Source organism: Methanoculleus sp. UBA413 (genome assembly GCF_002502935.1).
Taxonomy (GTDB): Archaea; Halobacteriota; Methanomicrobia; order Methanomicrobiales; family Methanoculleaceae; genus Methanoculleus; species Methanoculleus bourgensis.
Genome location: NZ_DAQR01000115.1, coordinates 6,479 through 20,078 on the forward strand (window position 1 = coordinate 6,479; position 13,600 = coordinate 20,078).

Genomic DNA, 13,600 nt, shown 5'->3' on the forward strand with positions numbered 1-13,600 from the left:
GCCGATGCCAGAACCAACCCCAGCGGCTTTGTCATTCCTACACCATTGGTGCTGCAGGGAAAAAGCCTTTAGGATCAAGACCAGGCTCTCCGTCTTCCCCGGACGCTGAAAAACCCGGTAGGCTCCAGAACAGGGAGAGAGAATCCGCGCACGGTACCGGTACCAGATAAAGGGAAAGCCCGTGTCGATCAATATATTTCACAGGAAAGAAAGAGGTTATACGCTGAAAATGTCGCCGTCACATCAACTACCAAAAAACTACGATATCGAGGAAGTGGAGAGGCGCTGGCAGGATACCTGGCGGGATGAGGACAACTACTTTGATCCCGGTTCGACGAAACCCCGGTTCATCATCGACACTCCGCCGCCGTACCCTACCGGTAATTTCCACATTGGAAACGCCCTGAACTGGTGCTACATCGACTTTATCGCACGCTACAAGCGTATGCGCGGGTTCAACGTGATGTTCCCCCAGGGGTGGGACTGCCACGGCCTCCCCACCGAGGTGAAGGTCGAGGAGACCTACGGGATAACCAAAAACGATGTATCACGAGAGAAGTTCCGCGAGATGTGCCGCGACCTCACGGTCGGGAACATCGAGAAGATGCGGGCGACCATGCGGCGGCTCGGGTTCTCCGTCGACTGGAGCCACGAATACATCACCATGCTCCCGGAGTACTTCAAAAAGACCCAGGCGTCGTTCCTGCAGATGCTCAAAGCCGGCGACATCTACCAGAGCGAGCATCCGGTAAACTTCTGCACCCGGTGCGAGACCGCCATCGCGTTTGCCGAGGTCAACTACGTCCCCCGCACAACCACGCTCAACTACTTCGACTTCGACGGCATCGAGATCGCCACCACCAGGCCCGAACTCCTCGCGGCCTGTGTTGCGGTGGCGGTCCACCCTGACGACGAACGCTACCGCGGCATGAAGGGGAAGAGGCTTGTGGTCCCCATCTTCGGGCACCAGGTGCCGATCATCGAGGATGTCGCGGTCGACCCCGAGTTCGGCAGCGGCGCGGTGATGATCTGCACGTTCGGGGACAAGACGGACGTCTACTGGTGGAAGCAGCACCACCTGGAACTCCGCAAGGCCATCGACCGGAAGGGCGTCATGACCGCGATCGCAGGTCCTTACGTGGGGATGTCGTCGGGAGCCTGCAGGGAAGCCATCCTCCGGGATATGGAGAAGGCAGGGATCCTCTCGCGGCAGGAAGAACTCGAGCAGCGGGTGGGGACCTGCTGGCGGTGCAAGACCCCGATCGAGATCCTCTCCGAGCGCCAGTGGTTCGTGAAGATCCACCGGGACGATATCATGGACGCCGCCCGGAAGATATCGTGGTCGCCGGAGCATATGTTCGCCAGGCTTGAGAACTGGGCTGAGTCGATGGAGTGGGACTGGTGCATATCCAGGCAGCGGATCTTCGCAACGCCGATCCCGGTCTGGTTCTGTGACGCCTGCGGCGAGATGATCCTCCCGGCCAGCGAGGACCTCCCGATAGACCCGACCGTCGATACGCCGAAAACCCCCTGCCCGCGGTGCGGCGGGACAGAGTTCACCGGCGAAAAAGACGTGCTCGACACCTGGATGGACTCATCGATATCGGTGCTCCACGTCACCGGGTGGGATGGAGAGGACGGCAAACCCCCGCTCTTTCCGGCACAGCTCCGCCCCCAGGGTCACGACATCATACGGACATGGGCGTTCTACACGATCCTCCGGGCAAAAGCCCTGGTCGGCAGCCATCCCTGGGACCAGATCCTCATAAACGGCATGGTGCTCGGGGAAGACGGGTTCAAGATGAGCAAGAGCAGGAACAACATCATCTCCCCCGAGGAGATCGTCGGCACCTACGGGGCAGACGCGTTGCGGCAGTGGGGGGCCGGGGGCGCGACGACCGGCTCGGATATCATGTTCAACTGGAACGACGTCGTCGCCGCGTCCCGTTTCCAGACAAAACTCTGGAACATCTTCAGGTTCGTCATGGGGCACCTGGAGCGGGAGGCTGATCCTGAAGCACCGGTGACGGAGCTCACCGACCGGTGGCTCCTCGTCCGGCTCTCCGACACCGTCGCTGAGGTCACCGACGCCATGGAGGAGTACCAGTTCGACCGGGCGCTCAGGGAGATCAGGGAGTTTGCCTGGAACACGCTCGCCGATGACTACATCGAGATCACGAAGGGCCGGCTGTATGCGGAGGAGAGCAGCAGGGCCAGTGCATGCAGCGCACTCCGGACGACCATGGACGTCCTCTGCCGCCTCCTCGCCCCGATCATCCCGCACTTCGCAGAGGAATGCTACCACAACCTGACCGGGAGGAGCGTCCATAAGGAGGCCTGGCCAGACTTCGCGTACGATGACGACGAGGCGCGGCGCCACGGCGACCTCCTCGTGAAGACGGTCGCGGAACTCAGGCGCTACAAGCACGACCGGGGCATGGCGCTGAACGCACCACTCGGCCACGTGATGATCTACGCGCCGGAACCGGTCGATGACGCCGGCGACGCCGGGCGGGCGCTCGCTGCTGACGCCCGGTGGAGCACCGGCACGCCCCGGCTCGAAGAGGTCGTGAGCGGTGTGGACTTCAACATGGCGGTCATCGGCCCCACGTTACGGAAACTGGCCCGACCGTTCATGGATGCCGTGCAGGCGCTCCCGCCCGAACAGCTCAGGAACCCGCCCGCAACCCTCACGGTCAACGGCGAGGAGATCCCGGTGCCGCCCGACGCTTTCACGCCGAAGGTCGCCTACCAGGTGGCAGGAGAAGAGGTGGACGTCCTCACGCTCGGGGACGTCGTCGTGACGATCGGACACTCGTCCTGATCTCGTCGGCGATGAACCGGGCGACCTCCTCTTTTGGGAGCAGCGCATCGACGATGACAAATCTCGCGGGATCGGACGCCGCAAGGTTCAGGTAGTTCTCCTGCACCCGCGCGAGGATCCCGGCATTCTCAAAATACTCCCTTTTTTCTTCAGGATCAAGCCTGGCCATGGCATCCTCGACCGGCAGGACCAGAAGAAACGTCCGGTCCGGCCGGATCGACCATCCTGCATGGATCTGGCGGAGCCAGAGGAGCGGGTCGGGGAGCACGCCGTCGAGGACGACCGGCTGGTAGGCGAACCTGGAGTCTGAGTAGCGGTCTGAGATCACGAGCCTCCCGGCATCGAGCGCGGGCCGGATCAGGGTATCGATATGCGCGGCGTGGTCGGCGGAGAAGAGCAGCGCCTCGGTGATCGGGTCCATTCGCGCGGCAACCGCCCGCCGCACCGAGTCGCCCACCCATGTGGCGCCGGGCTCGCGGGTGAAGAGGGGGTCGAGGTCGGCGAGCAATTCCCCAAGACGGGCAAGAAGGGTGCTCTTGCCGCTCCCGTCGATCCCCTCGATGGTGATCAGCACTGGCATCCTCTCCGGATCCAGTCAAGCGGCACTGTCCCCCGGTGGACGGCGGTTGCGATGATCGCCCCGTCAAACCCGATATCAGAGAGGAGGTGGATATCGTCGACCCCGGCGACGCCGCCCCCGTAGAGGAGACGACCGGGGTAGCATGCCCGCATCTCCTCAAGATCCTCCCGGACGAGTCCCTGTTCTGTCCCCACGGCGCCGATGTTGAGGATGATGCAGCCCTCAAATGAGAGTCCTGATGCGCGGCGCAACATCTCCGCCGGCCTGATGCCCCAGGGGAGCACCCGGCCTCCCTTGATATCGATACTGAGATAGCCGGCCTGGTATGCGCGGAGGTCTTCGATAGCGGCGGCTGCCGTCTCGGTGCCTATGATCGGCGTCACCCCCTCGACCGCCGTGCTCTCGGCGGGGGACCGACAGCCCCGGTCGAGGTAGCACCGCTCCACCAGGACGGCGCAACGCCTGACCAGGTCGTCCTGCGGGGTTCTGCCCTGGATGCTCTCCAGGTCGGCGATATACAGAAACCGGGGCTGTAGGGCGGATAGATAGGTCTCAGGTTCGGCTGAAGGGGCAAGCCCCCAGGAGAGCGGCCGGTAGCCGGCACGGTTACCGGATTTTCCGTGCACAACCAGGCCGCCTGCAAGATCGACTGCAAGAATCAGTTCCATGTCCTCAACGCAATCACTATTAGGGTGAAGGAACATTAATTTCTATGCAATTACTCGTCAGTCCAAGCAGCATTGAGGAGGCAAAAAGCTCGCTTTCCGCTGACATTATTGACGTAAAGAAGCCTTCCGAAGGCTCACTTGGTGCGAATTTTCCCTGGGTCATCCAGGAGATCAAGAAGATTGCCGGCAAAAAGCCTGTCAGTGCTGCAATCGGGGACAATGAGTATAAGCCAGGAACTGCGGCTCTCTCGGCTTACGGTGCCGCGCACGCTGGTGCTGATTTTATCAAGGTCGGCCTGATGTTCGATGGAACCGACCGTGCCCGCGACGTTATCGAGGCAGTGACCACGGCAGTGAAACGGGAGTTTCCCGAGAAATATGTCGTTATCGCTGCCTATTCTGATTTTCAGAGAATGGGTACGATCTCTCCGTTCGCCATCAGCCAGCTGGTTGCAGATGCCGGAGCGGATGTCGCCATGATCGACACCGGCATTAAAGATGGGAAGAGTACATTTGCCTTCATGGACGAGGAGGCACTGACCCGGTTCGTTGAGCAGAATCGGGATCTTGGACTGCAGACGGCCCTTGCCGGTTCGCTGAAGTTTGAGGACCTTGATGCCTTAAAGCGCATCAATCCGGAGATCATCGGTGTCCGGGGGATGGTCTGCGGAGGCGACCGAACCGCTACGATCAGGGTTGAACTTGTGGAAAAAGCAATGAAGATGCTTGTGTGACGTATGTATATCGAGAAGATGAAGATGGAGACAACATTCACGTTCGACGATGTGCTTCTTGAGCCCGCCGAATCGTGGGTCGAGCCCGATGAGGCCGACGTCAGGTCGCGGTTCTCGCGGAACATTCCCCTGAATATCCCCCTCGTGAGCGCCGCCATGGATACGGTGACCGAGTCGGTGATGGCGATAGCGATGGCGCGGGAAGGCGGCATCGGTGTCATTCACCGGAACATGCCCCAGGACCGCGAGGTTGCTGAGATCAAGGTGGTTAAACAGGCCGAAGACCTGATCGAGCGCGAGGTTGTGGCGGTCGGTCCCGAGGCCACGGTCACCGAGGTAGAACGGGTCATGCGGCAGTACGGTGTCGGCGGAGTGCCGGTCCTTGAGGACGGCAGGGTGGTCGGTATCGTCAGCCGCAGGGATATCAGGGCGATCCTGCCAAAGCAGGGCGATGCGAAGATCACCGGGTACATGACAAAGAAGCTGATCACGGCATCCGAAGACATTACAGTTGAGAATGCGCTCGAGACCATGTACGCGAATAAGGTCGAGCGTCTTCCCGTTGTGGATGCAGAGAGGCGCCTTGTCGGCATCATCACGATGCGGGATATCCTCGAGAAGCGGCAGTACCCCCGCGCGAACCGTGATGCTAACGGGAAACTCCGGGTCGCCGCTGCAGTGGGCCCCTTTGACTTCGAGCGGGCCATGTTGCTCGTCGAGGCGGGTGCCGACGCCCTGGTGGTGGACTGTGCGCACGGTCATAACATGAACGTCGTAGGCGCCGTCAGGGAGATCAAGGGAAGCACCAGCATCGATGTGGTGGCCGGAAACATAGCCACGAAGCAGGCGGCCTCCGCCCTGACCGACTTCGTCGACGGGCTGAAGGTGGGTATCGGGCCGGGTTCCATCTGCACAACAAGGATCGTCGCGGGCGTGGGCGTGCCGCAGGTCTCCGCGATAGCAAACGTCGCTGAGGTGACGCAGGAGGCCGGCGTGCCGGTGATCGCAGACGGGGGTATCCGCTACTCCGGGGATATCGCAAAAGCGATCGCCGCCGGTGCGGACTGCGTCATGGCGGGCAGCCTCTTTGCCGGCACCGACGAGGCGCCGGGGAGGATTACGACGATCAAGGGCCGACGCTACAAGCAATACCGGGGAATGGGATCGCTCGGCGTCATGAGCGGCGGGGAGTCGAGCGACCGTTACTTCCAGAAGAAGGAGATCGGGAGGACCAAGTTCGTCCCTGAGGGCGTCGAGGGGGTCACTCCCTATGTTGGCCGGGTCTCGGACGTCATCTATCAGCTCGTCGGCGGCCTGAAGTCTGCGATGGGCTACACGGGGTCAAAGACTGTGACGGACCTGAAGAAGAACGGCAGGTTTCTCAGGATCACACCTGCAGGCTACGGCGAGAGCCACCCGCACAATATCATGATCACCGATGAGGCGCCGAACTACCGCCTCTTCGAGTGACATGTTTTTTATATCAAGATCACTAACGTTTAGTAAATATGCTTGAGGGCAGTGAGGTTTCCCGTCTCCTTGATATCCTGGGAAACCGGAACCGGCGGCGGATAATAGAACTGTTGCGGCAGAAACCGTGTTTTGTGACTGAGATCTCCGAGCGCCTTGTGCTCAGTCCGAAGGCGGTGATAGACCACCTGCAGATGATGGAGCGCGAGCACCTCCTCATCTCCTGCCAGGACGAGCGGAGGCGAAAGTATTACTACCTCTCGCATGACATCAATGTCATCGTAAACCTGCAGAAGCAGGATAGGGTTACGCTTCCCACTGTTGATGAGGACCAGAGGACCAGGTTAGCGAGAAATCTCACGGTATTCAGGAGAATGGTCAGGGCTCGCGACGAACTTCTGGATAACCTCGAACAACTGGAGCGAGACATCGAATCGAGGTTTGTCGAGATCATGCGCACGGGGGAGGACTTCATCACCGGCGACGGGGACCTGGAGATTCTCCTCGCCCTCTCTCACTTCGACCTGACGTTCGCGGAACTCGAGGAAATGTGCAGCCTGTCCACGGATGAGCTGAAACAGAGACTGAACAACCTCATGTATACCGGGGTTGTCGAACAAACCAACGACCGATACCAGATACGTGGTACACATGGCGAATAATCCATACGACGAGATGTTCAAGAATATTGCACGGCTGATGGAGAAGATCCTGAGTGAGATGCCGCTGCATGACCCCAGGATCATCGGGTTTACCATCATCAGCGGGCCGCCCGACGCGGCACCCTACTTTGACCCGTCCGGGGAGGACGGGGACGAAGAGACCGAGTTTGAGGTGATCGAGGGGGACGACTGCATCTACATCACCGCTGCAGTGAATGCCCGGGCAGAGGGCGCCCCCTACGTCACGTTCCAGAATGAATCCGTGACCCTCTGCACAGGGGGGGATGAGGAGACGGTCATCGATCTCGACTGCGAGATCGATGTCCCGCACAGTTTCTACAATGTGCAGCACGGCGTGATCGACGCTGTCTGCCGGAAGAAGAACGCGCCGGACGGGATCGCCCGGTCCTGAAGGGGATGCGAATACCGGGGCGGGAGGGCGAACCCCGGCCCCCACTCTTTTGTAGCGGGTTTTCGGTGAGACCCGGGGCTCAATACCAGCTCTCCGTACACCCGTCCCACCCACACATTCGGCGCTCTTCCCTCCGATCCTCGTGGGGGCGGGAGCAGTGCCCGGGCGTTCTCTGGGACTCGCGTGCCCCCTGACAGGGATCAAGACCGTTTTCCGGGGAGGGAACTATTGACCACAGACCAACCAATAGTAGAGCATCTCATCTGATATTGTTCATGCGATTGTTGCCTCACGCGGAAGCACGCGTGAGGACGCGAAGTCAGTGTAGCTCCGCCCAACCGTCTCCCTTTGCGCTCTTCACGGCAACGCGAGCGGTTGCAGTATAGAGAGGTGCTTCAGCCTCACACGAAGTCTTGATGCCCGTGTAGCCCCTCCCAACCGGACCTCTTCGCGCTCTTCGCGCCTTCGCGTGAGGTGGCGATCTGCACCAGGACCCACATGATAAGGTGAAATAGTCCCATAGTATCCCAAACCAGCCCTCGCCTCCTGAATTGAGCGGTATCCTCGCGAATCCCCACACCTGAAGTTAGCGCGTATGGACTCTCCCCAAAAAAGGGAGCTGTGTTCGGGAGCGCGAACATCCCGGGCCCCGGTTCCAGGATTGATATGGTTCATGGAACGACCCGTGTGCCTGCTGCTGGAGGAGGGTACACCGGACACGGTCTTCCCAGGCCCGGTCCCATGCGCCGGAGAGTGGCGGATATCATCCTGGAGGAGACCCGGCCACGGTACAGGCAGATGGGTAGAAAAGGGTCAACCTTCTTCTGCTCCGGGCCCGAGAGTGACAGAACATGGTTGAAGCAGAACGAGCCCAACTACCCGGGTACATACGCCTGGCCCGAAGCGGCGAACTGGAGGAGCGGGCAGGGCGGGCGCACGAGGTGCTCCGCGACTGCGTCATCTGCCCCCAGGAGTGCCACGTGAACCGCATCGAAGACGAGCTGGGGTTCTGCCGGACCGGCCTCCTGCCGACGGTCTCGAGTTACAGCCCACACTTCGGCGAGGAACCCCCGCTCGTGGGCAGGAACGGATCGGGAACGATATTCTTCACGAACTGCAACATGCGATGTGAATTCTGCCAGAACTTCGAGATCAGCCAATGCGGGGTCGGCTACGCGGTCTCGTGCGAAGACCTCGCCGGGATCATGCTCCGCCTGCAGGACCGTGGATGCCACAACATCAACTTCGTCTCCCCATCGCACGTTGTCCCCCAGATCCTCCGTGCGGTCGTCATCGCCGCCGAACGCGGCCTCAACATCCCGCTGGTCTACAACAGCGGCGGCTACGACTCAGTGGATACCCTCCGGCTCCTCGACGGCGTCATCGACATCTACATGCCCGATGCGAAGTATGGGCAGGACGACGTGGCGTGGGAACTCTCCCATGCCCGGGACTACACCGTCCACATGCGGGCCGCTCTCGTGGAGATGCACCGGCAGGTTGGGGACCTGATGGTCAGGGACGGCCTTGCCGTGCGGGGGATGATCATCAGGCACCTGGTGCTCCCCGGGAACCTCGCAAACAGCGAGATCGTGATGAAGTTTATCGCCGAGGAGATCTCGCGGGACTCCTACGTGAACATCATGGCCCAGTACCACCCGGCATGGAGGGCGGCCGAAGGGGGAAGAAGCCCGGTGCTCGCGGCACTGCAGCGTCCGATAACAGCGCGGGAGTATGAGTATGCCATCCGGTGCGCCAGAGAAAACGGGATCTCACCGGCATTCTCGTGAGAAGAGCCCTTCTGACACCAAAAGAATCTTCGATCAGGCACCCAGAGAATTCTGTGGTGCAGAACAGGTGAGGAGAGAGTCGGGGCTCCGATACGCGGCGATGAGCGACCAGGGTAGACGGGAACGGAATGAAGACGCATACTTTGCCGGGGAGGTGGCCGGGTATCACGTATTCGCCGTCGCGGACGGGCTCGGCGGGCACGCCAGCGGAGACGTAGCAAGCAGGATGGCGGTCGCGATCCTGGAAGAGACCGCAGGCGAAGGGCTCGGGGAGGCGAAACCTGCCACAGTGCTCGAACGTGCATTCCAGCACGCAAACTTCGCGGTGTATACCTATAACCGGGATAACCACCTGAATGCCGCAACAACGCTCTCGGCGGCGATCGTCAGCGAGTCGGGCAGGTGCTGGATCGGCACGGTGGGCGACAGCAGGACCTATATCATCACCCCCTCGTCAGTCTGGCATACGCGCGACCAGAGTTACGTCCAGGATCTCGTGGACGCAGGGGTGCTCTCCCCTGCTGAGGCGATCTTCCACCCGAAGAAGAATATCCTGACCAGAGCGCTCGGGCTTGAGGTCAGGGTGCAGGTCGACCTCGACGAGCGGAATATCGCCGGGTCGGTCCTGGTGATGAGTTCGGACGGGCTCCACGACTACGTCCCGGAGAGCGTTATCCAGGGTATTGCGATCGCCGATGAACCCGGTGCGGCATGCCGGAGGCTGATCGATGCCGCCAAGGATGCGGCAAGCACCGACAACATCACGGTGATCGTCGCCCGCGAGTGATCGTGGGTCTAGTGCATCGTGTCACCTTATTTTAGAGATTTTTGGAACGTGCCGGGATGGGCACTCTGGTCTCACGCGGGAGAGCGCGAAGTTCGGTATAATCCCCTGAAACGCCCCTTCGCGTCTTCGCGTGAGACTTCGGTACTCTCTATTACCCCTCACGCGAAGACGCGAAGACGCGAAGAGAGACGGGAGATCTCTACATTGAAGATGACAACGAGCACGAGCACGCCCCTATCCGACGTTGAATGATTGACTCGGCACTAGTCCGCTCCCGCATCACGGAGCGCCGCAAGGATCACCTCGCGGACGCCTCCAATCGCCTCGTCTTCCAGGGCAGACCGGAGCGCCGCGACCGCCTCCACCCCGCCAATCTTGCCAAGCGATGCGGCGGCGCTCCGCCGCACAAACTCGTTTTCATCCCGCTGCACTGTCCTGAGGTGCGCAACCGCGCGAGGATCGCCGAGCAGCCCAAGCCCTTTCGCCGCCATGTAGCGGACGTGATCCTTGCCGTCACCGAGGGCGGCAGTGAGAGGCGCATACGCCCTGTCATCACCGATAAGCCCGAGGGCCTCAGCCGCACGGTAGCGCACCTTCCAGTCGTCGTCGTGCAGCAGGGCGATACAGGCAGGAACAGCGGGCCCTCCGATCGTTACCAGCCCATGCATCGCCTCCGCCCGCACCCCCTTATCCGGGTCTGAGAGTCGGGCAAGGAGGGTGTGCAGGTCCTGCTCATCTGGACGATCGTCCCCAGTCTCTGGTAGCGTATTGTAGGTCATAACCGGTCACGTCCGCGGACTGTAGCCGCTAGTATCATACGTTGAGGGGGATTTGTAATAAGGGTTGATCATTCGTCCCGGGAAAGTATAGCGATCACAGGGTCTTCATGCTCAACACGAGAGGCTACGGCGTGATATTTTAGATGCTATGCTCCAGTCGTCAGCAGGATATAGAAGCAGATGGTTCCGGGGAATCGGCGCCGCCAGGATACGATGCTCTGACGCGCCGATTGCCGTTCAGGTCAGAAACCCGCTGGTATACAGCATCAGGCTCACGAAAGCAAAAATACCTATCCCGGCGATAAGCATCCCCAGGGCATTGAATACAGAGTCACTTTCAACCCATTTCAGCAGAGCGTGCATGCACTGGATACTGCATTATAGGATATATATTTTATTCACTAAATAAAAATAAGTTCTCCTATATATAGGCTTGCAATTATCACGGCAGTCAGATACCATGCGCAACGGGAAATTATTTGATACGACAGGGATTCTCGGGAAACAGGAGTGAGCGCATCAAGTGTCACCTTCGACGGCGATAACGCATGCGCTCAACGCAGGATAAAATGGGAGAAATTGACGCCCAGGACGGAATTCGAATCCGTGTCGACGGCGTGACAGGCCGTCATGATAGGCCACTACACTACCTGGGCACTCTTGTTTTGTGGATCCCGCCTCCCGGATTCGAACCGGGGACATCGCGGTAGCCGCGCAGTTCGCCCGAGAGCGAATACTATACTACAGCCGCGCACTCTACCAGTCTGAGTTAAGGCGGGTCTCTGCTCTAATAACGTTAGCGTGAGATCTTATTAAATATATCGTTGAATCCCCCGGGTAGCGCCCCGAGCAGACGTTATTCTTTATATATATCCTCGTATAATGGGTAGGTATGAAACCTACAAACGCCGATGCGTTCAGGAACGCTGAAGCGTACTGTCTTCTTCACCGATAGCCGTGCGAAAAGTAACGTCACTGTTTTCGACACCACACTGCGCGACGGTGAACAAACGCCGGGTATCTCATTTGCGCGTGAAGAGAAACTCGGTATTGCAGAGCATCTCTCCGATATTGGAGTGCACACCATCGAAGCTGGCTTTCCTGCGTCCTCCGATTCCGAGCGCGATATCGTCAAGGCCATCAGGAGCCTCGGGCTGAACGCTGAGATCTGCGGCCTCGCGCGGTCGCTCAAAGCCGATGTGGATGCATGCATCGACTGCGATGTCGATATGGTCCATGTCTTCATCCCGACATCAGACGTCCAGCGCGAGTACACCATCAAAAAGACCAGGGAGCAGGTCCTCGCGGCCACCGGCGAGATCATCACGTATGTCCGCGACCACCTCGATCGGTGTATGTTCTCGGCCATGGATGCCACGAGGACAGACCCGGAGTACCTGATGGAGGTCTACCGCGTCGCGGTGGACGCCGGGGCCACGATCATCAACGTGCCCGACACCGTCGGCGTGATCACCCCGACAGCCATGAAACAGCTCATCACCCGGATAGACCGGGAGGTGGGTTGTCCGATCGATGTCCACTGCCACAACGACTTCGGGCTTGCGGTGGCAAACACCATCGCGGCGGTCGAGGGCGGGGCCTCCCAGGTTCAGGTGACCGTGAACGGCATCGGCGAGCGGGCGGGAAACGCTGACCTCGCGCAGACCGTGATGATCCTTGAATCCATCTACGGGATCGATACCGGCATCAAGACGACAAGCCTCGTGGAGACCTCAAGACTCGTCTCGCGCTACGCCGGGATGAGCACGCCCCCCACGCAACCGATCGTCGGCGAAAACGCCTTCGCCCACGAGAGCGGGATCCACTCCCACGGCGTGATCACACGGTCCGATACCTTCGAGCCCGGGATCATGACGCCGGAGATGGTCGGCCACCGGCGGAGGCTGAAACTCGGCAAACACGCAGGCAGACACGCGGTCAGGCAGATGCTCGTCGAGGCGCACATGGCCCCCACCGACGCCCAGCTCGACGAGATCGTCCAGCGGGTGAAAGGGGTTGCGGGCAGGGGCAAGCGGGTGACGGACGCGGACCTCTACGAGATCGCTGAAAGCGTCATGCAGCTCGCTCCTGACGGAAAGACCCTGGAACTCCAGGGTATCGCCGTCATGACCGGCAACCACGTCATCCCGACGGCCAGCGTCAGGGCGACCGTCGACGGGGAGGAGCATGTCTTCTCAAGCGTCGGCAACGGGCCGGTGGATGCGGCCGTAAAAGCGATCCTCGGGATCATCCCGGCCCCCATCCACCTCAAGGAGTTCAGCATCGAGGCGATCTCGGGGGGCACTGATGCCCTGGGGCATGTCACCATCGCCGTCGAGGATGAACGGGGCCGGGTCTTTGACGCCAGCGCCTCAAGCGACGACATCATCCTCGCGTCTGTCGAGGCCGTGATCAACGCGATCAACCTCGTCTGCCGGACGCGAAAGAACGACCGGGAACCGGAGGAGTGACCGCCGGGTCATACCAGAGGTCATCCCGTCGACGATCGCCGGCCAGGGGCCGGATATGGCTCTGTGCGGGGAAGGGGGAGACCCCCGCCCCCGTGGGGCGGACTTACCCCATATGGGTGCACTGCGTTCCGGGTTGGCTATCGGCGAGGTTCAAACTCTATCGAACCCCTGTGCTGGTTCTGGTAAACGCTGAGTATCCCCCGGCTCACCCGGGCAGTGGACCGTGGTGGGAATCACCCCGGGGGATGGGGGCAAGGGAGGGGGCTCGCCCCGTTGGCGCGACCGTATCCTATGGTGCAATGTATCGATGAGCTTGATGCCGGATCCGGAGTATCCCCCGGCTCACCCGGGCGGCGGACCGTGGTGGGAATCGCCCGGGGGGTGGGGGCAGGGGAGGGGGGGAGGCCCCGCCCCGCAGCGTGA

Annotated in this window: 12 protein-coding genes and 2 tRNA genes; 8 read left to right on the forward strand and 6 right to left on the reverse strand. The window is 60.7% G+C overall.

What is annotated here, in order from left to right:
• Positions 1 to 229 precede the first annotated feature (229 nt).
• On the forward strand, positions 230 to 2,824 hold the full coding sequence (locus tag BP858_RS09545) for a valine--tRNA ligase (protein WP_286879376.1): 2,595 nt from the start codon (positions 230 to 232) through the stop codon (positions 2,822 to 2,824).
• Here BP858_RS09545 and tmk read toward each other — a convergent pair.
• Positions 2,781 to 3,398, reverse strand: coding sequence for a dTMP kinase (gene tmk / locus BP858_RS09550; RefSeq protein WP_286879381.1), 618 nt, complete (start codon positions 3,396 to 3,398; stop codon positions 2,781 to 2,783). The genes BP858_RS09545 and tmk overlap by 44 nt on opposite strands.
• Positions 3,392 to 4,072: a HisA/HisF-related TIM barrel protein gene (locus BP858_RS09555; protein ID WP_286879377.1), complete on the reverse strand. Its 681-nt coding sequence runs from the start codon at positions 4,070 to 4,072 to the stop codon at positions 3,392 to 3,394. The genes tmk and BP858_RS09555 overlap by 7 nt, the downstream gene beginning before the upstream one ends.
• A 44-nt stretch (positions 4,073 to 4,116) precedes the next feature.
• On the opposite strand from BP858_RS09555, the gene BP858_RS09560 reads away from it, so the two are divergent.
• From BP858_RS09560 to BP858_RS09585, 6 genes are all read left to right on the forward strand, one after another.
• Complete coding sequence (locus BP858_RS09560; RefSeq protein WP_062262439.1) at positions 4,117 to 4,806, forward strand: (5-formylfuran-3-yl)methyl phosphate synthase; 690 nt, start codon at positions 4,117 to 4,119, stop codon at positions 4,804 to 4,806.
• A gap of 3 nt (positions 4,807 to 4,809) precedes the next feature.
• Positions 4,810 to 6,276 (forward strand): IMP dehydrogenase, encoded by a 1,467-nt coding sequence (gene guaB, locus BP858_RS09565; RefSeq protein WP_062262436.1) that lies wholly within the window; start codon positions 4,810 to 4,812, stop codon positions 6,274 to 6,276.
• Positions 6,277 to 6,314: 38 nt separating this feature from the next.
• Complete coding sequence (locus BP858_RS09570) at positions 6,315 to 6,938, forward strand: ArsR/SmtB family transcription factor (protein ID WP_062262433.1); 624 nt, start codon at positions 6,315 to 6,317, stop codon at positions 6,936 to 6,938.
• On the forward strand, positions 6,928 to 7,350 hold the full coding sequence (locus BP858_RS09575) for a hypothetical protein (protein ID WP_062262430.1): 423 nt from the start codon (positions 6,928 to 6,930) through the stop codon (positions 7,348 to 7,350). Before BP858_RS09570 ends, BP858_RS09575 begins: the two co-directional genes overlap by 11 nt.
• 851 nt (positions 7,351 to 8,201) lie before the next feature.
• On the forward strand, positions 8,202 to 9,140 hold the full coding sequence (locus BP858_RS09580) for a radical SAM protein (RefSeq protein ID WP_286879378.1): 939 nt from the start codon (positions 8,202 to 8,204) through the stop codon (positions 9,138 to 9,140).
• A 67-nt stretch (positions 9,141 to 9,207) separates the two neighbouring features.
• On the forward strand, positions 9,208 to 9,927 hold the full coding sequence (locus BP858_RS09585) for a PP2C family protein-serine/threonine phosphatase (RefSeq protein ID WP_286879379.1): 720 nt from the start codon (positions 9,208 to 9,210) through the stop codon (positions 9,925 to 9,927).
• Between the two features lie 263 nt (positions 9,928 to 10,190).
• Here the strand turns inward: BP858_RS09585 and BP858_RS09590 are convergent, their stop codons facing one another.
• The 4 genes from BP858_RS09590 to BP858_RS09605 all read right to left on the reverse strand — a co-directional run bounded on the left by BP858_RS09590 (position 10,191) and on the right by BP858_RS09605 (position 11,485).
• Positions 10,191 to 10,706: a HEAT repeat domain-containing protein gene (locus tag BP858_RS09590; protein WP_286879380.1), complete on the reverse strand. Its 516-nt coding sequence runs from the start codon at positions 10,704 to 10,706 to the stop codon at positions 10,191 to 10,193.
• A 237-nt stretch (positions 10,707 to 10,943) separates the two neighbouring features.
• On the reverse strand, positions 10,944 to 11,069 hold the full coding sequence (locus BP858_RS09595) for a hypothetical protein (protein WP_272947025.1): 126 nt from the start codon (positions 11,067 to 11,069) through the stop codon (positions 10,944 to 10,946).
• A 220-nt stretch (positions 11,070 to 11,289) separates the two neighbouring features.
• A tRNA-Asp gene (locus BP858_RS09600) sits at positions 11,290 to 11,362 on the reverse strand.
• A gap of 16 nt (positions 11,363 to 11,378) precedes the next feature.
• Positions 11,379 to 11,485, reverse strand: a tRNA-Tyr gene (locus BP858_RS09605).
• Between the two features lie 132 nt (positions 11,486 to 11,617).
• Here BP858_RS09605 and BP858_RS09610 point away from each other — a divergent pair.
• The gene (locus tag BP858_RS09610; protein ID WP_214166577.1) at positions 11,618 to 13,177 is read left to right on the forward strand and encodes a 2-isopropylmalate synthase; all 1,560 of its coding nucleotides are present in this window, start codon (positions 11,618 to 11,620) and stop codon (positions 13,175 to 13,177) included.
• Positions 13,178 to 13,600: the final 423 nt, after the last annotated feature.

Excerpts from the sequence above, each read along its gene's own strand:
- BP858_RS09560 (WP_062262439.1), top strand. The coding sequence starts at position 4,117 with ATGCAATTACTCGTCAGTCCAAGCAGCATTGAGGAGGCAAAAAGCTCG.
- BP858_RS09555 (WP_286879377.1), bottom strand. The coding sequence starts at position 4,072 with ATGGAACTGATTCTTGCAGTCGATCTTGCAGGCGGCCTGGTTGTGCAC.
- BP858_RS09610 (WP_214166577.1), top strand. The coding sequence starts at position 11,618 with ATGCGTTCAGGAACGCTGAAGCGTACTGTCTTCTTCACCGATAGCCGT.
- BP858_RS09545 (WP_286879376.1), top strand. The coding sequence starts at position 230 with ATGTCGCCGTCACATCAACTACCAAAAAACTACGATATCGAGGAAGTG.
- guaB (WP_062262436.1), top strand. The coding sequence starts at position 4,810 with ATGTATATCGAGAAGATGAAGATGGAGACAACATTCACGTTCGACGAT.
- BP858_RS09590 (WP_286879380.1), bottom strand. The coding sequence starts at position 10,706 with ATGACCTACAATACGCTACCAGAGACTGGGGACGATCGTCCAGATGAG.
- BP858_RS09595 (WP_272947025.1), bottom strand. The coding sequence starts at position 11,069 with ATGCACGCTCTGCTGAAATGGGTTGAAAGTGACTCTGTATTCAATGCC.
- BP858_RS09570 (WP_062262433.1), top strand. The coding sequence starts at position 6,315 with ATGCTTGAGGGCAGTGAGGTTTCCCGTCTCCTTGATATCCTGGGAAAC.
- BP858_RS09575 (WP_062262430.1), top strand. The coding sequence starts at position 6,928 with ATGGCGAATAATCCATACGACGAGATGTTCAAGAATATTGCACGGCTG.
- BP858_RS09580 (WP_286879378.1), top strand. The coding sequence starts at position 8,202 with ATGGTTGAAGCAGAACGAGCCCAACTACCCGGGTACATACGCCTGGCC.